The sequence below is a fragment of the Parabacteroides sp. AF14-59 genome, assembly GCF_003479515.1.
Classification (GTDB): Bacteria; Bacteroidota; Bacteroidia; order Bacteroidales; family Tannerellaceae; genus Parabacteroides; species Parabacteroides faecis.
In genome coordinates, this window is record NZ_QUHH01000021.1 from 46,570 (window position 1) to 68,147 (window position 21,578).

General features: G+C 42.0%; 13 protein-coding genes and 1 pseudogene. 2 read left to right on the forward strand and 12 right to left on the reverse strand.

What is annotated here, in order from left to right; all coding sequences use genetic code 11:
• Positions 1-362: 362 nt before the first annotated feature.
• The 6 genes from DWW23_RS19495 to DWW23_RS19520 form a co-directional block, all read right to left on the reverse strand.
• Positions 363-3,095 carry a polysaccharide deacetylase family protein gene (locus DWW23_RS19495; protein ID WP_122355276.1) on the reverse strand — a complete coding sequence of 911 codons (2,733 nt, stop codon included), beginning with the start codon at positions 3,093-3,095 and terminating at the stop codon, positions 363-365.
• Positions 3,096-3,182: 87 nt separating this feature from the next.
• Positions 3,183-4,910, reverse strand: coding sequence for a RagB/SusD family nutrient uptake outer membrane protein (locus DWW23_RS19500; protein WP_122355278.1), 1,728 nt, complete (start codon positions 4,908-4,910; stop codon positions 3,183-3,185).
• An 11-nt stretch (positions 4,911-4,921) separates the two neighbouring features.
• Positions 4,922-8,266 carry a TonB-dependent receptor gene (locus DWW23_RS19505; RefSeq protein ID WP_233564395.1) on the reverse strand — a complete coding sequence of 1,115 codons (3,345 nt, stop codon included), beginning with the start codon at positions 8,264-8,266 and terminating at the stop codon, positions 4,922-4,924.
• Between the two features lie 209 nt (positions 8,267-8,475).
• Positions 8,476-9,420: a FecR family protein gene (locus tag DWW23_RS19510; RefSeq protein ID WP_122355282.1), complete on the reverse strand. Its 945-nt coding sequence runs from the start codon at positions 9,418-9,420 to the stop codon at positions 8,476-8,478.
• A 78-nt stretch (positions 9,421-9,498) separates the two neighbouring features.
• Positions 9,499-10,053 carry an RNA polymerase sigma-70 factor gene (locus DWW23_RS19515; RefSeq protein WP_122355284.1) on the reverse strand — a complete coding sequence of 185 codons (555 nt, stop codon included), beginning with the start codon at positions 10,051-10,053 and terminating at the stop codon, positions 9,499-9,501.
• Positions 10,054-10,647: 594 nt separating this feature from the next.
• A complete protein-coding gene (locus tag DWW23_RS19520; protein WP_122355286.1) occupies positions 10,648-11,610 on the reverse strand; it encodes a fimbrillin family protein in 963 nt (320 codons plus the stop codon).
• Positions 11,611-11,815: 205 nt separating this feature from the next.
• Between DWW23_RS19520 and DWW23_RS19525 the strand changes: the two are divergent.
• Positions 11,816-12,943, forward strand: a pseudogene (locus DWW23_RS19525) (helix-turn-helix domain-containing protein).
• 66 nt (positions 12,944-13,009) lie between these two features.
• A complete protein-coding gene (locus tag DWW23_RS19530) occupies positions 13,010-14,149 on the forward strand; it encodes an acyltransferase (protein ID WP_122355288.1) in 1,140 nt (379 codons plus the stop codon).
• Between the two features lie 286 nt (positions 14,150-14,435).
• Here the strand turns inward: DWW23_RS19530 and DWW23_RS19535 are convergent, their stop codons facing one another.
• The 6 genes from DWW23_RS19535 to DWW23_RS19560 all read right to left on the reverse strand — a co-directional run bounded on the left by DWW23_RS19535 (position 14,436) and on the right by DWW23_RS19560 (position 21,561).
• Entirely contained in the window at positions 14,436-15,095 is a 660-nt protein-coding gene (locus DWW23_RS19535) for an ATP-binding cassette domain-containing protein (protein WP_122355290.1), read from the reverse strand.
• The gene (locus tag DWW23_RS19540; protein ID WP_122355292.1) at positions 15,074-15,433 is read right to left on the reverse strand and encodes a hypothetical protein; all 360 of its coding nucleotides are present in this window, start codon (positions 15,431-15,433) and stop codon (positions 15,074-15,076) included. Before DWW23_RS19540 ends, DWW23_RS19535 begins: the two co-directional genes overlap by 22 nt.
• 133 nt (positions 15,434-15,566) lie before the next feature.
• Positions 15,567-16,616 (reverse strand): hypothetical protein, encoded by a 1,050-nt coding sequence (locus tag DWW23_RS19545; protein WP_122355294.1) that lies wholly within the window; start codon positions 16,614-16,616, stop codon positions 15,567-15,569.
• Positions 16,617-16,720: 104 nt separating this feature from the next.
• On the reverse strand, positions 16,721-17,287 hold the full coding sequence (locus DWW23_RS19550) for a Crp/Fnr family transcriptional regulator (protein ID WP_122355296.1): 567 nt from the start codon (positions 17,285-17,287) through the stop codon (positions 16,721-16,723).
• Positions 17,288-17,418: 131 nt separating this feature from the next.
• Complete coding sequence (locus tag DWW23_RS19555; protein WP_122355298.1) at positions 17,419-19,818, reverse strand: glycoside hydrolase family 3 N-terminal domain-containing protein; 2,400 nt, start codon at positions 19,816-19,818, stop codon at positions 17,419-17,421.
• Between the two features lie 132 nt (positions 19,819-19,950).
• Positions 19,951-21,561 carry a SusD/RagB family nutrient-binding outer membrane lipoprotein gene (locus tag DWW23_RS19560; RefSeq protein ID WP_122355300.1) on the reverse strand — a complete coding sequence of 537 codons (1,611 nt, stop codon included), beginning with the start codon at positions 21,559-21,561 and terminating at the stop codon, positions 19,951-19,953.
• Positions 21,562-21,578 lie beyond the last annotated feature (17 nt).

The following is a 21,578-nucleotide window of genomic DNA, read 5'->3' on the forward strand; positions in this document are numbered from 1 at the left end:
TTCTAGAACTCAGGTTATTAGTGCGTTTATTTTTGTTTTTAGATACATCTGAGAAGTGCTTATTTAACTATTATAAATTTTCAGCCGTAAATTATTTTATTTCCTATTGCTTTACGGAAAATTATCTTTATATTGCCGTTCTAAGTTAATCTGTTAGTATTCAGATAGATGCTCTTATTCTTTGCCTGGTACATACTGAAAAAATCAGCGGCTGATAATTATCGGCCATACGGCTGATGATTGTGAACCGTATGGCCGATAATTATCAACCATACGGTTGAAGGTTGTCAACCGCTAATTAGTCGCCGTACTAATTCAAATTAGTAAGCATACTTTTTCCGGTTACATCGGCATGAAATTCTTTATCGGTTACCGGGACTTTTTAATTCCGGATATTTAATACCGTAATAACCTGTTATTGCAGCTAACAGAAAGTAATAATTATCTGCCAGGTAATTGTAGCCGGTAGGAGCTCCTCCTTTGGTCCGCCAATCCACACTTTGCAAATATCCCGGAAACAGGCCGGAATGAGTATACTCCCGTTCATAGGTATCCATCATTTTAAATAAGATTTCATCTGCCTGTTCTTTCATGCCTGTATTGTAGAGCGCTTGTATAAAATGATAAGCAGTTTGCCCGCATAGTCCTCCATTTTCATAACGTCCCCAGCGGGTCATTTCATCCCATTTACCTTTATCCTCTTTCGATACGGGAACTGTAGGGCCTGGAACACCATAAACGAAATCATATCCTGCCTCTTTCATGTTTTTCAATAACTTTTTGATGATCCTTTTCGAACGCTCTTTTTCAACAAGTCCTTCATTAATGGCCATAGAGTTGACGAATGAAAATTGATAATCATGGATTTTTCCATCCTGACTTATCCATCCGGCATACATCCCTGTTTCTTTATTGTAGAATGTATGATTAAAAGCACTATGAAACAGGTCTAAGCGGGTCCGGATGGAGTCTGCCTCCGTTTTCATATCCAGTAAAGTATATATCTGGTGCATGCCGTTTAGTGCTTTATAGGCTAATATATTCAAATAAGCATCTTTATGACCGAAAGCAAAGTCATCCCACCAGTTCCAGCTACTTCTTCCTTCTTCGAATTGATTTCCGTGGAAGGGGGCTTCAAATATCCCGTCATGGTCTGTGTCTGCATCCAGTACACCTTTTACTAACCGGTTGATTTGAGGTAAATAATGACGAATAAAATCCCAGTCGTTCGTTGCAAGTAAATATTTATGCAAAGAGATCAATGTCGTTTCCGTACATTCCCAACCAAAATCTTTAATGCGGTTATTCTCTCCGATCCGTTCCTGCAACGCTATTTCTATAGAAGTTCGTAAAGCAGCTCTCATGGAGTATGTTCCCGGCAGTTCAGGTGTGAACGGGATCATATCCGCTTTGAATGCCAGGGAAAGATGTCCTATACCTTCCAAAATAATGTTGTCTCCCATTGTCTGGTGTACCGGATTCACTGTAAATGAATTTTGCCAGCATCGTTTTAACCCGTTGAACCGGGGATCTGAAAAATCACAGCTCGCTATTTGCGGATAGTTCTCATCCAATACAGTGAAGGTCAGACATGCTTTATTTATCGGTTTTTCAGAATGGAATGAAAGAATAACCGAACCTAGATGCACCGATTTTCTCCAGGCATGTCCGCCTCTGTTAAATGGTCCTAAGGATAATCCCGTATTTTCATAATCGGGAACAAAATGTTCCTGAATATAAACTTCATCCTGATCTGCTTCTATTTTAACCAGGCCATAATCAGGGAAATGAAGTACTGCCGGTAATCGAAAAGAGGCTTTTACTATTTGTGGGGTATAAATCGTAACAGGTGTGTCATATAATGTCGATGGTTTATTTTCTGTTTTCTCAGCCCATACTGACATGGGAGCGATATCCGGAGCTGTATGGATCCGGAAAAATTCATGGCTGAATTTGTTACCTCCTCCTCCGATCGTAATAGAAAATTGTCGTTCATTGGTCGGTATGACCGAGCAGTTCATTACTGTCTTATCAGGAAAAGTAACGTTCTCGTAACAAGTTTCCATCCCTTTGTATATTGCCGGATTTTGAGTCAGAAAGGAAGAATTGTCCCGGTTTATGAGCACACCTCCTTTTCCGGGACGTAATAATGATTTATCCAGGTATTTCCGGTTACGTCCTCCTGACTCTATATTCCAATAGGACATCATCGGGAAATTTTTGGACCATGATAGCGCATAGTAGGGGGAGACATACGTTATGAAATCACCGTTGGTATCTATCCGTACCGTGCTCTGCTCTTTCGGAGTGTTTTTCCCTGTCGTAATTGCATTCAAAACTTCAGAGAATGTTCCGACCCATATATCCGGACGGGAGGCAAGGAAGTCTACTAATTTTTTATGTTCATTTGCATCAACTGTCAGATAATCTCCTCCGACACCATGGAAGACAATAATTGCGAGCCCTCCTTTCTCAACAGCTTCCTGTACATAGGCTATCAATGAATCAGCAGAAATTCCGGTATGGGCGGGAAGTGTCGGTATCATTGCATAGTTCAGGCTGTCGGTATTTGATATGATTCCGCGATCTCCTCCGCGTGCGAATCTCGACAGGCCTGAAGCTAACAGAGGCTTTGAATAATCTTCTCCTCCGGCTACGCATTGGGAACAAGGGTAAGCATACGCATGTTCTTTTTTTCCGTCTATTGCATACAGGAAGTTATTCATCATTCCGATTTCGATAAGCATATCTTTTACCGAATAGCATTCCAAAGAACGGCAAGGTTCTGCGGTCTGCCCGGTGGTCTGGGAGAGACAGGGATGAAACATACTGTGGTTTCCGAGTTCATGGCCCCTTTGACTGGCTTTACGCCATTCCGGGATATCTTCTTTTTTGACAACCTGCCCGTACAAGAAAAAAGTTCCTCTAAAATTGTGTTCTTCCAATTGTGGTATTACAATTTGAAGCTGAGATTTTAAACCGTCGTCATATGTGAGGATTACAGCTGCTTTTTTCCCTTCCGGCCAATGTATCCGGGCATGCGTATCATGTACGATCAAAGAGAATAATAAAAAAATAATGGATATATTTTTCATGTGATTGAGTTTATAATTATTCAATAAAGGCTGTCCCAAAGAATGATTGAGACAGCCTTCATTACTTAGTTCTATACATATGGTTTGTTACCAGGATGCGTTTTGCGTCAGATTCGGATTCATATCTCTTTCTTCCTGAGGAATCGGCCAGTACATATTTTTTTGTTCTGTTACTTTAGTGGATAAGACAGAACCTACCAGATCGGTTTGTTTTTGACCATTTGTTTTGGAAATATATAATCCCCATCTTTTCAGGTCGTAGAAACGAAGACCCTCGGCTGCAAATTCCACAGCTCTTTCTTTCTGGATACGTTCAAATACCTGGTCTTTTGTTGTTACGCTTAAATAAGCAGGACCGGAATTTAAAAGTGCGATCCCGGCACGTTCCCGTACCTGATTGATCAATTCGACAGCACCGGATAGGTTCGATGTCTCATTATAGCATTCTGCCAGCATTAACAATACATCTGCATAACGGATGATGGGGAAATTCACCGGTGAATGGAAGCGGTCGGCTATTAACCCGTCCATATCATATTCTGGTGTGAATTTACGGTATAAATAGGTATTATGACCGAAGGCATTTCTGCAATATCCGTATGTTTCATTGGCCGGATTCGATGGGGCGAGTACCATTTCACAGTCTTTTTTCGCATTGTTAACCCAACCTTTGTACAGGTTTTCCGTATAAGGTAAAATAATGGTAGACTCCATACGCGGATCCCGCTCTGAATACATTTTCCGTAGTTTATCCACATTTTCAGGATACGCAGCAACGTATTGGCCTTTTTCGTCGAAGGTGGAATAAAAGACTTTTTCTTTTATACTTTTATTGGTTGAAAAACCAGGAAACAATTCATCCCAATCGAATGGGCGTCCGTCTTTATATTCATACATGTCCACCAGTTCGACAGAGGGAACCAGGCAGTTGATACATCCTCCGTATGAGGCACGATTGGCGATATAATGAACAGGCATACCATAAGCCGTACTTGCTCCGCCCAGGTTTTGAACGGCAAATATCATTTCTGAACTTTCATCGCCACCCGGCTTGAACAATTCTGCATAATCAGTATTTAAAGCATATCCGTAACCTCCGTTACGAACTTCCTCCAGAGCTTTGGTTGCTTCCGCATATTGTTTGGCATAAAGCAGTATTTTTCCTTTTAATGCGTAAGCTGCACCTTTTGTGGCACGTCCTTTATTTCCGCCGTCCCATGTTTTGGGGAGATATGTGCATGCATTTTCCAGATCTTTCAGAATAAAATCGAGGACTTCTGCTTCCGTATTTCTGGTTTTATACATGTTGTCATATTCTTTTTCTATGCTGGTCGTTTCGTCATACAGGGGAACTCCTCCATAAAGATTCAAAAGTTCATTGTAATATAAAGCTCTCATAAACCGTGCCTCAGCCTGGTATTGAGTTTTTAGATCGTCGGACATATCGACTGAAGGTACATTGGTGATCAATGTATTTGCCCGGGCGATACCGTCGTATAGGCGTTGCCATACAGATTTGTATAATCCGGTAGTAGAGTTACTTTGGCCTTGCGCCACTTCTATGAAACCATAAAGTCCCCAGTTCAACCCGATACCGATGTCGCTCAAACAATCGCGGGTATAATAAATACTGAAAACCTCGTCTTTCTTCATGGCTGCATATACTCCCATCATACCTTCTTGGGCGTCTGCTTCATCCTGCCAGAAAGAACCGGAATTAACCTTGTCGGCCGGATATTGATCCAGATCATAACATCCGCTCAATAATACAAGGCTTGTAAGAACTGAACTTATATATTTTATTGATTTTTTCATGTCGATCTATTTTAAAATTCGATATTTACTCCAATAACAGCTTGTCTCATCGTTGGATAACTCAGGTCATCCAATTCCGGATCGATCCCTTTATAGCCGGTGAATGTAAAGAAATTCTCCAGGCTGCCATAGAAACGGACTTTTTCGAGCTGCACTTTGCTCAACACTGATTTAGGCAATGTATAGCCTAATTGAATATTGCGGATTTTCAGATAATCTTTTTTCTGAATCCAAAGTGTGTTGGCCTGATTGTTGACTGCCGTTTGATAGGTTAGCTTTGGATATTTGGCATTTGTCATGCCATCCGTCCAACTATTTTCAGCTATTTCTTTTGTTATCTGATAGCCTCTTTGTACTGTTGATGTAAAGTATTTTTCATTCAGGTATCCTTTAGCTCCTATAACTCCTTGCATAAAGATGGAGAAATCGAACCCTTTATAGCCTGCAGACAGATTAAGTCCGAACATATGTTTCGGATTGGTGTCTCCCACTATGTCGCGGTCATTGGTCGGGTCGATTTTATTATCGCCGTTCAAATCCTTAAACAGGATATCACCTTTTTGAGGAACGCCTCCTAATTGACTGAAAGCGTCCGGATTTTTGGCTAACATGTCGTTTACGATAGCTAAATCGTCGTCTGTCTGGATAATACGATCTGCAACATACATATACATGGAGTTGATAGGAAGCCCTTCTTTGGTCATGTATATCCCGTTCAGGCTATAATCTTCTCCTTTAAACTTATCAACATTGTTGGTCACATGGGTATAATTGAGATTGATCCCATAATCGAAATCTCCGGCTTTGTCTCTCCATCCCAAAGTTAATTCAATTCCTTTATTGGTCACTTCGGCCGCGTTTGAGGTTGGAGTTGTAGCGGAACCGTGCACTAAAGGAGATGGCAGCTGTATCAGGATACCTTCCGTTTTTTTATTGAACCAGTCGAAGGTTCCGTAGAGACGGTTATCTAAAACTCCGAAATCGAAACCTATATCGGTTACTTTCGTTTTTTCCCAGGTCAGTCCGGCATTGGCAAGGGCCGTTATCGCCCAACCCGTTGATACTCCGTTGTTGAGTACATAATTGGCGGAACCGTAACTGGAAATTGCAGAGTAATTTCCTACGGAGTTATTACCTAAAGAACCGTAAGAGGCGCGTATTTTCAAATTACTCAGCCAATCCGTGCTATTCAGGAATTCTTCCTGATCCATACGCCATGCAATTGAACCTGAAGGAAAATATCCCCAGCGTGAGTCGGATAAGAATCTGGAAGAACCGTCGGAACGTAAGTTAAATTCTAACAGATATTTGTTTTCCCAATCCAGGTTCAAACGGCCGAAATACGAACGCATAACCCATTGTGTCATATTTCCTCCTGTCGATATTTGCCCGTTGGCAGCATCCAGTACCGTACCGTTTGGTGCTGTCAGATTTTTACGGGTAACATTGAACCATTCGTATTTATATTGCTCCTGGCTGGCACCAACCATGGCCGTCAGTCCCAGTCGGTCGTCCAGGAAACGGTGATTGTAGTTGGCAACAATATCCATATAATTGCGTTCCCGCTTATACTCTTTTTCGGTAATATAAGATTCGCCTTCTCCTTTGAAAATTATCTGATCTTTACCAAAGTCCCATACGTCGTTGAATACTGGTATTGTTTTGATTCCTTGTTCGGTGTATTCATACGAGTATGAACCTGTGACGGATAAATCCTTAATTGGTTGCAGGGTGATATGGAAACGGGATTTTATATTTCTGGTCGTATTTTCTCCTTTTGTGGAATTTAAGACCTTTAATACATTATTCCCGGATTCCGATACGTCATCCTCGACATTCTGGATACCTCCGTATCTGCCGTCATGTCTCAGAATCATGGCAGGACTTGTCGCCCATCCCCATGTGAATGCACCGACACTGGCTTGTTCTCCGGCTTCAGTAGCGGATTGTCCGGCATTACCTGGCTCTGCTTTTCCCACGAAGCCACTTACATTCATTCCCATTTTCAACCAGGATGTCAACTGTGCGTTGATATTTGTCCGGGCATTATATTTCCGGTATCCTGCATTTTCGAGCACTCCCGGATTGTCAAAGTAACCGAATGCTCCGTAGAACTGGATCTTTTCAGTTCCTCCGCTCATAGACAATGTGTGATTTGTTCCTACTCCGGTGGAAAAGGTATCTTCTATCCAGTTTGTATTCGGATATTTTAGAGGGTTTTGCCCGTTATCGCCTCTCCATGCAGAGATAGAGGTTTGAGAATAAGGCAGTGCCTGGTTACTGTTGTTATAACCGCTGTTGATGTATTCCATATAATCGGCGTAATTACTGACAGGATCCAATACACCGGGACGAATGCTCTGGAAAGCGACATATCCGTTATATGAAACTTTGAGCTTTCCTTCCTTTCCGGTCTTAGTCGTGATAAGAATAACGCCGTTTGCAGCCCGTGAACCGTAGATCGCTGCGGAGGAGGCATCTTTTAATACAGATATATTTTCAATATCATGTACGTTTAAACTATTCATTTCTCCTTCCATTCCGTCGATGATTACTAAGGGGGAGGAGTTATTTAGTGTTCCTTTACCACGGATAAGTATACTGGCATTATCGTCTCCGGGGCGGTTATTGGATGATGTCACCTGTAAACCGGCAGCTAATCCTGCCAAAGCATTTGAAATGTTTGTTATAGGGCGGCTCTCTGTCAATGTACTCATATCGACCGAAGATACCGATCCGGATAAATTTACTTTTTTCTGTGTACCGAAACCGACGACCACAACCTCGTCCAATGCCTGGGTATCTTCTTTCATGGAGATCGTGACAGAAGTACTGTTTCCTACTTTAATGAACTGATTCATATAACCTATATAGGAAAATTGCAGGATGGTTTCAGGTTCTGCCATGATGGAAAAGCGTCCGTCTATGTCTGTTATCGTTCCGTTAGTTGTCCCTTTTGCCGAAACGTTGACACCTGCCAGCGGATCCCCTTTTTCATCTGTTACGATACCTGTTACCCGTACCGTCCGTTGTTGGACGACCGGTATGGATTCGGAACTCTTTTTCATCAGAACAATATTGTTTCCCTGCATTGCATATACAATGTCGGTATTCTTAAATATTGTCAGAAGGATCTCTGCAACTGTTTTATTCTGTGCCTTGACGGATATTTGACGATTCAGATCAATGTCTTTCTTGTCATAGACAAAGAGGTAATCCGTCTGATTTTCAATAATATTGATCAGATCCAGTACACTGGTTGTCTGTTTTAAAGAAATTCTTGCGTTTTGAGATTCCGCTTCAGTTGCAAACATACCACTTATGAAAATAAAAAGGCATATAAAGGCTATTTTCATAATGTTTAAAATGTGTTTATTCGGTATTAATAGGATACAATAATCCCAATACAATTTATTTTTCATACTTTTGTATGCTTAGTTAATACTATTAGATTTTTGAAAGTTCTCTGGTATTGACTTCATCCGGAGTGTGTTACAGCACATTCCGGATTTTTCAAATTGCTTTTATTGATATTTCATAGGCATGTAGATTTAAAGTGAATATTTTATTTGATTACAATTATATTATCCGGATATTCTTTTCTTTCATAGCGGAACTTTGTTTTTAGTTGTAAAGTTTTCAGGATATGCTCGATGCCGTCGCTGGACCTGAACTTCCCTGTATACCGCTTGTCTAATATTTTCGTATTTTCGATTTTGACAGGAATATTATAATAGAAATCCAATTTTTTGAATATCTCTGCCAGATTGTTGTCGTCAAAACAGATTAACCCTTCTTTCCACAGGTATTGATCGAATTCTGTGATCGGTTTTATTTCTAATTGTCCGTTTTCCGCATAGGCTTTTTCTTTGGGTTGTAATTGCTTTTTCACGGCGTGGTCTGCTGTTTCAATTTCAACGGAGCCGTTGATCAAGGCTGTTTCGAAGGCATAAATCTCATCTTCCTTATAGGCACGGACATTAAATTCCGTACCTAGTACTTTGACATTGTATTTTTCCGTTTGGATGACGAAAGGGGACTTTTCATTGTGTGCGACATCAAAATATGCTTCTCCGTCCAGTGTCACATTTCTTTGGTGATCATCAAAATGGTCCGGAAATGAAAAAGTCGTTTTGGCATTTAACCAGACTTTTGTGCCATCGGATAAAGTTAGTTCTGCTCTCTGACCGGCCGGCACATATAGTTTTTGTATGCCGGTTTCCTCTGGTACGGTTTCATTTGCCGGATAGAAAATTGTGACGAGAATAATGGAACCGATAAAGATGGCTGCAATTTTAGCAAATTCGATGCAGATTTTACGAAGTCTACCGGCTGGTGCATAAGTTTCTGTTACCAGATCATTCTGCCAAACAGTAAGATCATATAATTTTCGGGCAGATAAAAATTCTTCCATGTTTTTTTTATCTGCTTCTATCCAGCGAATTACTGTTTCCTTCTCCTGTGGATTGGCATCACCGGCAATATATTTATGTAATAATTTCTGCTCCATTGATCTGTCAGTATGAATGTTTCTAGGTTGCCCTCTATCTTTAAAACAACTCAGAAACCTTCATCCCTAAATTGACGATCAAAAAAATAAAAAATAAAATAGGGGGAGATAGTCTTTTAAATTAATACGCAATGCTTTCAATGTTTTGGATATATGATATTCAATACTTTTTTCACTCAGATTCAAAATCTGGGCGATCTCTTTGTTCCCTTTGTGCTGGAACCGGCTCAGAACGAAGATGCGGCGTGTCTGGCTGGGTAATATCTTTAGTGTTTTTGTGATAATCTCTTCGACATCTTTTGAAAAGATGTCTTCGGGGACGCAAGCTTGTAGGGTGGATATGCGGATTTCCAGTTCTCTCTGGTTGATATCAGTCAAAGAATGAATGGTTTCAGCCTTGATAGCTTCATGTTTCAGATAATTTAAAGCTTTGTTTTTCAAGATAGATAGTAAAAGATAGTCGCTATAGTCGATCTCTTCTTGTTTTAGTTTTTCCCACAATTTGATGAACGATTCGGATACGATATCTTCTGCAACAGCTTCATCATGTACATAGGATTTTGTGAACAGAAAGGCCTTTCTGTAATACTTTGTATATAATGAGTTGAAGTTATTTGCATCCGGATTCGCCATTTATTGAACGTCTTTAGATATACGTTTATTTGCAAATGTAAATAGGATTTTTAATTTTCCTATCTATTTCCTGTGAAATTGTAATAGTAGTATAATGAAAACCGGCCCCGGCAAGGTTTATAGTCAAATAAAAGAGTGTTGTCGGCGATAAGTTGAGAGGGAATATGCGTCCAGTTGAGTGCAGGACGCGGTATTCGGGGCCGGCTTCATTACTACTATTTTAGTATTAATTAAATGTATACGTAACTCTCACGAGTTAGTTCGTTAATTCTTTTTCAAAGGACTGACCGCTGTCAGCTCCCGGATGTTCGGATCGGTGTAGTGGCCGGTGGCAAGAAGAATGGGACTGCTTGCCACGGCGTTTACACTTATAGAATCCTGTCGGAAGGATGTTCTTCAGCCCTGCTACCGGATGTCGTGGTAGGGAACGAGGCTTTATTTCCTTCTTTGCGGTAACCGTATTTCTTCTTGCGATGCCGGACTGTCTGTCCAATCAGGCTTGTTGTCCGTACATCCGGTCAGCAGATCATCGGCATCCCAACAAAATACGATTACCCAGAGATTCTAAACCATAACCAAAACATAAAATAAAACTTACATAATGCTGCTTGTAGCATCTTCACCGTTACCCTGCATCCAGTCGGTAACGGATACCTCTTTCAATGTAAGAGCCTCTCCGCTGAGAGTTAATTTGTAGAGGTATTTATGTCCTTTTTCCCATACGGTCTTTGCGGGAATTTTATATTTGTACGAAGTTCCGTTGATCGTAAAGAGTGCCTCGATGTCACCTTCAGCCATAAGTGCTGATCTTGTCGGGATCACCATGATCTGTTGCGGATCACAGAACTCTTTTGTCAATGTAACAGGTTCCTCCAGATTGAGCCGGGTGGCGACACTGCAACAGGCCGTTCCGGTGATTTGTCCGGTTCTGATGTCCATCATCCCTTTACATATCAATGCTGTTCCTCCGGCTTTATTTCCCAGCTGGACGGCGTCCAACTCATAACTTCCTTCTTCTGTTTTTTCCAGGTTTATCTGGAAGGAGATGAGCGATAAAGCATGTTCCATATTCAGCAAGACCATAGGGGATATGCTGTTCAATGCTTTTTGGCCCAAAGCGTGTGTGCCGTACATATAGTCGCGTGTCTGAGTGGCGTCCGGCGAGATCTTTACAGGGATACTTGCCGTGCTCAGTCTCATTTGCGACTGATATGGATAATAGGCATACACGATGGCCGGGTCGAAGTTAAGGGTGACTTCCGGCGTTTGTTGCCAGGAGATTTTATTACTAATTAAATTTGCTTGCGCTTTTACATTTATATAATCACTATCCTCATCATAAAGACCACCGTCGTTTTCGCGTGTGATCAGTAGTCCTATTTCCGATCCTTCCTTGAATTCCTGTACGAAATTCGCAGATTTAGTAGTTAAAATACGTGTAATAATTTTTAATGGTTTCTCTTTCGCGCTAATACTCTCAATGGCTGCGAAATTGCTCTCGTGAGAACAACCGGCCAAACAGGAAATCAGTGTAATAAATAGTAATAAATTTCTCATACTTTTATGCTATTTTTGTATCAAATTTCATATTGCAAATATCCGGCAGTTTGAGGAGAAAGAGGGATCATACGGTATAAAACCACGATGAAATGGTATAAAAACGCATGGTGCAAATAATCCAGAGGCGTCAAATTGTCTAAATAGGGTGCAAATCAACCATTTGAGGATTCAAATTGTTTATACTAAAACGAGGCGGTAACATATGCTGGACAAAATACAGTTTTTATTGAGTATGCAAATAATAGGCCTGTGCGTATTAGGAGGCATTATGATGCTATTGAGGTCATTTGGTAACAGGGCACGACTTATTTTGGCATGGAGTATGATTATGTGGGCCTTGATGGCCGTAATCCGAATTTCTGTTAATTCTTACGTGGATGAAGTAAAGGAAGCCTTCCATCCCGATGTACTTATTGCAAGCTGTTTTGTGACCGCTTGTCTTGCCAGTTATGTGATTGAAAAGCTGCGCCCCGGTTTTCTTACTTTCAGGCGATTTGCCGTTTTTCTTTCGCCCGTTGTGATAGGCGGTTTATCTTATCTTACTTATCGTTTATCGGGCGGGGAAATACATATTTTTTATTCGCTAAAAGATGTGTTTACGTATTTCAATATGGACGTATTCCTGCGGTTATTGGTGCTTGCACTTACTCTTTTTTATATGATCCTGCCGATATATCTTGTTGTAAAGTATGCCGATGAATATACCGCTTATTTGAGCGAGAATGTTTCGGATCCTGAAAACTATGACTTGCGATGGTTGAAGCGGACAATGCTCGTCTTATCTATCCTTTATTTCCTTTATGCAGTCCTGTTATTGACCGACCGGACGATCCTCTACGTCGTTATAAAGGCTATCATGCTGATTGTTTGGTTTTACTTTTTCTATAAGGCTTTATTTCTTAAGAATATACGGATCGAACATACTTTTAGGAACGGATGGGATCTTCCCTCGAACGATGACGAAGAGGAAGATGATGATGACGAGGAGCAGCGTGGTGCTCTTTTCAAACGCTATGCGGAAGAGGTGAATACCTGGTTCGAACGTGAAAAACCTTATCTGAACGATGACTTGTGACTGACCGATCTGCAACGTGTGTTCCCTATCAGTCGTTCCTATCTCTCACAATTATTCAATAAGGAGCTGGGGATGTCTTTTTCTGATTATGTGAACCAGTTCCGCATTGAAGAAAGCAAACGTCTGATGGATGCCGAGCCGCTGGCAAGTATCCAGGAAATAGTCGAACGTTCCGGTTTTCATTCGATCAGTACTTTCCGCCGTGCTTTTACAAAACATACGGGGATTATTCCTTCTGAATATAAGCGCGGATAAAGTCAGCCTTGTATTATCTGATAAGATTATTTATTTTTACGTCCAGTTTGAAGAAATAATCTTATCATGAATAACACTACTACTGCTACACGTCCGCATATAGTTTGGCTGGATGTTCTTCGTTTCGTTGCTATCCTGATGGTAATTGCCTGCCATTGTACGGACCCGTTCAACGCCTCTCCGGAGTCGCGTGCTAATTCTGATTTCAATTTCTGGGGATCGGCTTACGGATCAATGTTGAGGGCTTGTGTCCCTTTATTTGTAATGATGACGGGTTTTTTGCTGTTGCCGGTAAAACAGGAGGCTTCTGTTTTTTATAAAAAACGTATTCCACGTGTATTTTTTCCTTTTCTGATCTGGTCGGTACTGTTCAACCTGGCACCCTGGTTTATCCAGTGGGCGGGAGGAAGTGCTGAACTGGTGACCGATTTCTTTCCCTATGCGCCTGATCCTTCTGCTTCCCTGACAGATGCGTTGAAAGAAATTGCGATGATTCCGGTTACATTTACTGTTTATGCGACCCCCATGTGGTATATCTATACATTGATCGGACTATATCTTTATATGCCTGTCTTTTCTGCCTGGGTGGAGAAAGCTTCTGACAAAGGGAAACGCTGGTTCCTTGGTATTTGGGGAGTATCCCTGTTCATCCCTTATTTGATGGAGTTTGTTTCCCATTATTTGTTCGGGACCTGCTCATGGAATGCTTATGGGTTGTTCTATTATTTTGCCGGCTTCAACGGTTATTTGCTGTTGGGTCATTATTTAGGAAAAGGGAATGACTGGTCGACCGGTAAAACGTTGGCAGTCACCATTCCTTTGTTTCTGATAGGCTATCTGGTCACTTTTACAGGTTTCCGTTATATGACTTCCGATCCGCATGTGAGTGAGGAAGGCATGGAGTTGTTTTTCACTTACTGTTCTCCGAATGCCATGCTGATGACGGCAGCTATTTTCTTGTTAGTCAAGAAAGTCCGTATCTCATCTCCCTTTATTTGCGGGGCTTTGGCAAACCTTACGAAGTTAGGCTTCGGAGTTTACTGTGTACATTATTTTTTCATAGGACCGTCTTATCTGCTGACACTGTGGTTGGGTGTTCCCGTACCGGCTATTGTTCCCGTATCGGCAATCTTTACGTTGGCTGCATCCTGGATGTTTACTTATTTATTGAGTAAACTGCCTTATTCGAAATACATTATCGGATAAAGGCTCTCGGATAGTAGGTCCCGGTTTTGTGCAAATGATGTTAAAACCGGAAAAGGTCGGTATAACGTATCTATATTACTACTACTTTTGTGCTGTAAAACATATTTCAACAACATGTTTTACTTACAGATCGTTTTAAATAATAAGAGGAGCGCTATGAAAAAAGTAGTTAGTAAGTGTTTGCATTACCTGGAAGTTCTGGGTGAATATGCAATACAAAAGTATGGATTAGAATAAAAAACAAATCTTTTCAGTGTTAAGGGGTATCCGTGAGGGTATCCCTTTTTTATGGTTGATAATACCCGTAAGGTATCAGTTCTTCGATGTTTTTGACCTCTTTCAGGTAACATTCGTTAAGTAGCGTCAGGCGATTCGCTATTTTATGTACTTCGCGGAAATTATGGTCTGTCAGGATGATCCCGTGTTCCCGGGCGCTTTCGGACATAAGCTCGCGTATCTGTTCTGCCACTACAGGAGAGACACCGCTGAAAGGTTCGTCCAGCAATATATAGGGAGCCGGACTGAATAGGGTCGTTTTGATTTCCAGATACCGCTGTTCTCCCGTTGATATTTCACAAATGCGGGAAGTGCGGATACGGAATAGTATTTTATCTGCCAGGAAACGTTTTCTGTCTTCCGGGGCGATACACAAGTCTGCAATCTGTGATACTTTCAGATGGGATGGCAAGGAAGGATGCTGGGGCAGATAGGCAAGCAAACGGGAGCGGAAAGCAGGTCCGTTCATGACTTTTCCGTCGATCCGGATAAAACTCCGGTCGGCTTTCAACGTACCGAAGATGATATTCAGTAAGGTGGATTTGCCGGTTCCGTTCCGTCCGAAAAGGGCAATAATGTCTCCTTGGCAACATTTCAGGTAAACATCTGCCAGTATCGTCCGTTCGCCGAACGACTTAAGTACGCTGTCTATTTCAAGGCCTGTATGCATAGCTGGATAATTTGATTGAGTAGATTACAGCAAATGAACATGACGATAAATGTAACGATCCAGAGTTGATATTTGCTGATGCCCTGATTGTAATAGAAAAAGTATTCTTCTTTGTGTGTCAGTTCTTTATAAATATAATCGAATCCCAGTCCGACCGTGGGAATAAGGCGAAACCAGAGTTTGACAGAATCCATAATGCTGCCATTATATAGAATAAAGGAAGTAATGCCGCCCATAGACGCAAAGAGAAAGCTGACCAGGACACTGAATTTTAATGTACTGAGGAAGAATGTCCGGTAAAACCGGTATTGTGTTTTCCATCTTTGCAGGCTATCCATAATCGATCGGTTTAAGAGGATAACTGATTTTCTGCTAAGATATTCAAATCGGAGGGAATAGAGGTCTTATTCTTTTTAATAAAGTATAAAAGAATAAGACCTTTTTTCAATTTACGCTTCAAAGCTATAGGTGTCATTGTCTGTTTGGTTCCGCATAAGCCACATATTTAGGAGATTCTGTATAATCATCCAGTAGTAATAAAACAATATTAACACGTTCTGTCACCCAAATGGCAACAGGGTAAGTACTAGGATATATTTTCTGTTCGGAGAATAGTTCGTCATACAGTTGCCACATCTTATCTCTATTGTCTTCATACGTGGGGACTGAATAGAGATTGCAGAAATAGTCGTAAAGTTGGTAGCTTTGAGTCATGTTGCTGTTAAAAACCCTCACTTCGGTATATGGGACAGTGCCGCAAAGACCGTATGTGGTCATCAAATTAGGACTACTTTTAAGCACATCTGCATAAGTATACCATGCTTGTGAGGTTTTGGTAATGTCCTTCCAGTTATATTCCAGAAAATCCTTCTCATCAGTAACGGTGACGGTGAGTTGATGACGAAAGATAACCTTGTTGTCTTTCCATGTGGTCAGGTTAGTTTTATATTCACCGGGATATTTGAAACAGTGCCCCCATTCCAAAGTCAGATGGTTACCTACCCCTTCGTGTTCAAACACTTTAAAACTGCCGTTTATCTCATCTACTGTCCAAACAATAGAATCGCATACAACAGAAAGATTATTGGAATTAATTGACTTTGAATCTTCATTATAGAGATAAAAATTTATCGTATCGAAAATATTCCCTTTCGGTTGTTTTACGGCAAGACGAGGCATCGGGTATTCTGTCACTTTCACCTTTATCATGGCTGATTCTCCCGTTTCATGGTCGGTGACGACAAGGTCTGTTTCACCTTTCTGTTTACCTTTAATCTCTATTTTAGCCTTATAACCATCAATTCCCCAAGTATAAACGGCATCAATAAATTCCGGGTTTTTAACATTCAACGTAGTGTTTTCATGGGCAGTCAGGTCAATGGAAATACTGTATCCTTGTATTACTTCGCACGAGTTTTGAGAAAGCTCCAAATAATATTCCTGTTTATCATCTTCACTACAACATGTAAAACCTAATGTGAATAGGAACAAAAGCGTTCCAAATAGACTTTTTATTCTCATATATTTATAGTTTAAATCATTTCAATCTTTGTAGTATAGCCTAATTATACCGAAGCAAAGTTCTACAAAGTTGGAGAGAAAAACCTTGAAGTATTTCAAGACTTTCATTTTTGCCGTAATTTTCTTCGTATATGACTAACAGTTTCAGGAGTTACACCAAGAAACGATGCTATCTCTTTTAGAGTAATATACAGAGGTAAGTCGGGACAACGTTGCAGCAAGGCAATGTAACGCTGTTCTGCTGTTTCGCAATAAAAGCCAAGTAACCGTTGATACATCTCTATTAACAACTCTTCTGCCACTAATTTACCAAAGCGTTGTGTATCCATATTGGTCTCCCAATAATCGTTCAACTCTTTTATAGATAATATATATACAGTGCTATCTGTAACGGATTGAGTATTTGTTAACGAGTTTGAATTTTTAATCAAGGAAGGATAGTCGCAAACAAAATCTTTGGCAAAACTATAACCAACAATATGTTCGTTCCCCTCATTGTCGATACAAGTGTATCTAAAAATGCCGTTTTGAATCAGTCCTACATACTTACATGGCTCATTTTGCCGAACAAAATAATCCTTTTTCTTAATATCAATTGATTCCCCTTTATTTAAGAAGAGCTTTCTAACCTCTGAAAAATCAATTTCATTAATATATTTATTGAAATTCACCTTGTTATATATTTTTATATTCTGCCATAAATGCGAAAATTAAAATATTCCCTCTTACTTTACGAAATCTGTGGATTGTTTCGAAAGCAAGAGGGAATAAAATATGCGGATAGGCTATGATTACCTTTCTTTTACTTTACAACAAAAATATCCTTTAATTTAATATCAGTGGAAGAAGCGCCGATCCTGACTTCAAACTCACCCGGTTCGACGGTCCATTCCATGTGTCTGTCGAGGATTTGGAGATCTTCGGGAAGAAGGACGAATGTGACGGTTTTCGTTTCACCCGGTTGCAGGGAGATACGTTCGAAACCGCGTAAGACGGATTCGTAAGCGATGACGCTGCTGACTTTATCGCGGATGTACAACTGTACTACATCGTCGCCGGTACGTTTGCCTGTATTGGTGACATCTACGGTGACGGTTACCGGACTTTGCGAATACGGTGTTTCCTGCCTGATTGCGAGGTTCGAGTACGCAAAGGTAGTGTAACTTAATCCGTGGCCGAACGGGTAGAGGGCACCGTTTACACGGGTATTTCCTGAGCCGTTGGGACCAGCAAAGTATTGTCCGTCCTGTGAACCCGGTTTGAACGGGAAATTGAACTCGATCTGTCCGATCGATTTCGGAAAGGTGACAGACAAACGTCCGCCCGGGTTATACTCGCCGAATAATGTTTGTGCGATCGCTTCTCCGCCCAACTGGCCGGGGAACCAGGCTTCGAGGATAGAAGGAATGTTACGGTCTGCCCAGTTGATGGTCAGCGGCTGGCCGTTGATCAGGATAAGCACGACCGGTTTGCCGGTTGCATGCAGTGCCTCCAACAATTGTTGCTGACGGCCCGGAAGGTCGAGTCCGGTGCGTGATTTACTTTCGCCCGTGCAGGATTCGTCTTCTCCCAATACAGCGATGATCACATCACAATCGGCAGCAGCACTCGTTGCTTCGGCGATGCTTTTCTTTTCTTCATCCGTCAGAGCGGTGGGGACGATCTCACTGTCAGGCCAGTTGGCATCTTTTATTTCACAACCTTTAGCGTAGACAACTTCGGTCTGATTGCCCAGATAATCCTTAATGCCGTCGTAAACCGTGATATTGTCCAATCCCTGCGGACCGTAACGGCTGATCATATAGTTTGTTTCCTTTGCAAGCGGACCGGCAATAAGCACTTTCTTTGTCTGGTTCTTATCCAGTGGCAGCAGGTTGTTTTCATTCTTCAACAGAACGAGTGATTGTTTCTGCATATCCAGTACGAAGTCACGGTGTTTGTCAGCACCGACGATCTTATCGGCAGCTTTCGGGTCTTTTACATAAGGAGAATCGAATAATCCGAGTTCGAATTTAACGCGTAAGACATCGGCAACCATGCGGTCGACTGACTTCATGGACAATTTACCCTCCTTAACCAGTTGACGTACCGGAAGGATATAGTCTTTCGGGTGGGTAAAGTTGGTGCGGACATTCAATCCGGCTTCTACCACCTGGCGTACGGCTTCTTCATACGAATCGGCTACATGGTGTTTGGTCTGTACGAACTCTACAGCTTCACTGTCGCTGACCACGTATCCTCTGAAACCGTATTCCTGGCGTAGCAACTCGGTGAGGAAGTAATAACTGGCTGTTACAGGCACGCCGTCCCAGTCGTTATAGCTACTCATTACGCCTTTCGGATGCGCTTTCTGGATGACCTTCTTGAAAGGATAAAGATGTATTTCATGCAATTCGCGGGGAGCCACATGCGGGTCGGTACGAACGGCTGCATCGCGTCCGCCTTTAGGGATACTGTAAACGGCAAAGTGCTTCAAAGTGGAAGCGACACCGTTCTGCTGGATTCCCTTTACCATCTGTACGCCCAGTTCACCTACCAGATAAGGGTCTTCTCCGTAAGTCTCCAATACCCGTCCCCAACGCGGATCGCGGGCTACGTCAAGGATTGGTGCGTACACATTGTTATATCCTAAAGCTTTTGCCTCTTTACCGGCTATATCTCCGGCCTGATGCACCAGGTCGCGGTTCCAGGTACTGCCGATGCTGATAGGAGCGGGCAGGGGAGTCGCTTTGGTATGATTTAATCCGTGGATTCCTTCGTTGGAGAAGTCGACGGGGATACCCAGGCGTGTTTCTTCGATAAACCAGCGTTGCGTTTTGTTGATCGCTTCGGCATGGTTGCTGAACGGATAGATCATTTCCGGTGTCCTGCGGCGGGCACTTCCTACGCCGTTCAACTGTTCGTCGATGTTGGCAATACCGTCTTTCCATATCTCGTTCTTCCATCCTTCAGTGGGAAGAGAATCTTTCAGGACACGTCCGAAACCGTAAAGAGTGGCCATCTGGCAGCTTTTTTCTTCTAATGTCATCTGGTTCAGGAGATCCTGTACACGTGCTTCGATGGGAGCTTCGGGATCTTCATAGACGTCTTTCACGCCGTTCTTGTTGAGATCTATCCACCCTTTTTTGTAGATCGAGTCTTTGGCTTGTACGGCTCCCGTCCCCAGACAGGCGGCGGCTAGTAATAAATACTTTAAATTCATGTTTTTCTTCGGGGATTATAATATTCGTTATTGACTATATCCATAATACAAAACCGTATGGCCGGTAATTATTAGCGCAAAGGTAACAATTATCAACCATACGGTCAATGCCTAATGTTCAGGGAGTGAGACTTATTTTACATCCCACCACAAACGGGCGTCGATCTTGTTGTTTGCCGACTGTGCATTATAGTTTTCTGTGTTCATAGAAGCTTCTTTCGAAGGATACAAGAAACGTACAGGTGCATTCTCCTTATTCAGCAGTGCGCCGTTCTCACGGTCGTCATCCAGAATCGGGAAATCCGTACGGCGGTATTCAGCCCAGTTTTCGTAGATCTGCAGGAAGCCGAGGTGCAGCCATTTCTGGGTAGCGATCTGTTCTAAAGCCTTTGCCGGGTTGAATTTGAAAGTCGAAGTAGCCAGCCAACTGCCCAAAGTAGCGTCGGATACGTCTCTGTTGGCAATATTCATATCTTTGCCTTTGTCTGCATCGCTGTTCTTATAATATTCGTAATAGTTCTGGATAGATAAGATAACCCCCTTGTTATAGAACTCTTCGGCGTTTCCGCTGAATAAACCGCGTTGTGCAGCTTCTGCCAGGCAGAAATAAACTTCGGCAGCCGTCATGCCGATACCTACCGGCAACTGATAGTTCTTACGGAAAGTAACCGTATTCAGACATCCGTAGATCTTGAAAAGCTCTGTTCCGTTCGGACCGTTCACCAACGCGACAGCTTTATCGGCAGACGAAGGATAACCGATGATCTCTTTGCTATCTTCGTAAACATCGCCTTCATCATCCGTTGCCGGCTGATAGAATACCACCAAACGTGGGTCGGTGGCTTCTTTCAATAAGTTGACGGTGAATTCCGGTGGATACATATAGTAGCTGTGAGCTTTCGAATGACTCTCTCTCATAGCACGCCAGATACCGTCGGGAGCAGTACTCTGGTTGTCAACCATGATATATGTATTATCAGCGTTTTTGGTGATCAGTTGATCCAGTGAAAGTTCTCCCAATACCTGTTTGGCTTTATCGGGATCGACATTTGAAATACGCATAGCGTAACGCAGGCGCAGTGAGTTGGCAAACTTGTACCAGCCGTCGCAATTACCTTTGTAGATAATATCCTGCTGCTTGAATGTATTGCTGGCCGCTGCTGTCTTGAAATAAGCGGCTGCTGATTTCAGATCTTCCAGAATAGAATAATAAATATCTTTCTGTGTATCGTATTTCGGTTTGAAGATCACGCTTCCGCCATAGACTACGTTACGTGCAGTGAAGGCTTCCGTGTAAGGCATATTGCCGAAAAAGTCGGTAGCGATAGCCGTGTTGTATGCCTTCAGCACCTTGCCTGCTTCGACAAAGATTTGATATTTGCTCTGTTCATCCGGTGACAGGGTGGCGTACATCTTGTCTATCTCGGTCAGGGTGCTCATGCGGGTTACGTAATAGTTTTCCCAGCGAGCTTTGTCATCCTGAATATTCTGGTACAGGTTGACACGGTCTTTTCCTGCCTGGCGGGCAGTTGTCTGGATATAGTTCCCGATCAGGCGGAAGTTATAATTCCAGGTATCGGCATAATCGTTTTCGATCGTTTTCAAAGCCCCTTTAGTAAAAAGGTATTCGATCTCTGCCGAGGTAAATCCATCCGGATTATTGTGCTTGTCATCCAGTTTGCTTTCGCAGGAAGAGAAGGCTACGGCGGTGCCTAAAAGCAGGCTATATAATATGTGTTTCATAAAATTTACTGTTTTAT

Excerpts from the sequence above, each read along its gene's own strand:
- DWW23_RS19495 (WP_122355276.1), bottom strand. The coding sequence starts at position 3,095 with ATGAAAAATATATCCATTATTTTTTTATTATTCTCTTTGATCGTACAT.
- DWW23_RS19500 (WP_122355278.1), bottom strand. The coding sequence starts at position 4,910 with ATGAAAAAATCAATAAAATATATAAGTTCAGTTCTTACAAGCCTTGTA.
- DWW23_RS19505 (WP_233564395.1), bottom strand. The coding sequence starts at position 8,266 with ATGAAAATAGCCTTTATATGCCTTTTTATTTTCATAAGTGGTATGTTT.
- DWW23_RS19510 (WP_122355282.1), bottom strand. The coding sequence starts at position 9,420 with ATGGAGCAGAAATTATTACATAAATATATTGCCGGTGATGCCAATCCA.
- DWW23_RS19515 (WP_122355284.1), bottom strand. The coding sequence starts at position 10,053 with ATGGCGAATCCGGATGCAAATAACTTCAACTCATTATATACAAAGTAT.
- DWW23_RS19520 (WP_122355286.1), bottom strand. The coding sequence starts at position 11,610 with ATGAGAAATTTATTACTATTTATTACACTGATTTCCTGTTTGGCCGGT.
- DWW23_RS19530 (WP_122355288.1), top strand. The coding sequence starts at position 13,010 with ATGAATAACACTACTACTGCTACACGTCCGCATATAGTTTGGCTGGAT.
- DWW23_RS19535 (WP_122355290.1), bottom strand. The coding sequence starts at position 15,095 with ATGCATACAGGCCTTGAAATAGACAGCGTACTTAAGTCGTTCGGCGAA.
- DWW23_RS19540 (WP_122355292.1), bottom strand. The coding sequence starts at position 15,433 with ATGGATAGCCTGCAAAGATGGAAAACACAATACCGGTTTTACCGGACA.
- DWW23_RS19545 (WP_122355294.1), bottom strand. The coding sequence starts at position 16,616 with ATGAGAATAAAAAGTCTATTTGGAACGCTTTTGTTCCTATTCACATTA.
- DWW23_RS19555 (WP_122355298.1), bottom strand. The coding sequence starts at position 19,818 with ATGAATTTAAAGTATTTATTACTAGCCGCCGCCTGTCTGGGGACGGGA.
- DWW23_RS19560 (WP_122355300.1), bottom strand. The coding sequence starts at position 21,561 with ATGAAACACATATTATATAGCCTGCTTTTAGGCACCGCCGTAGCCTTC.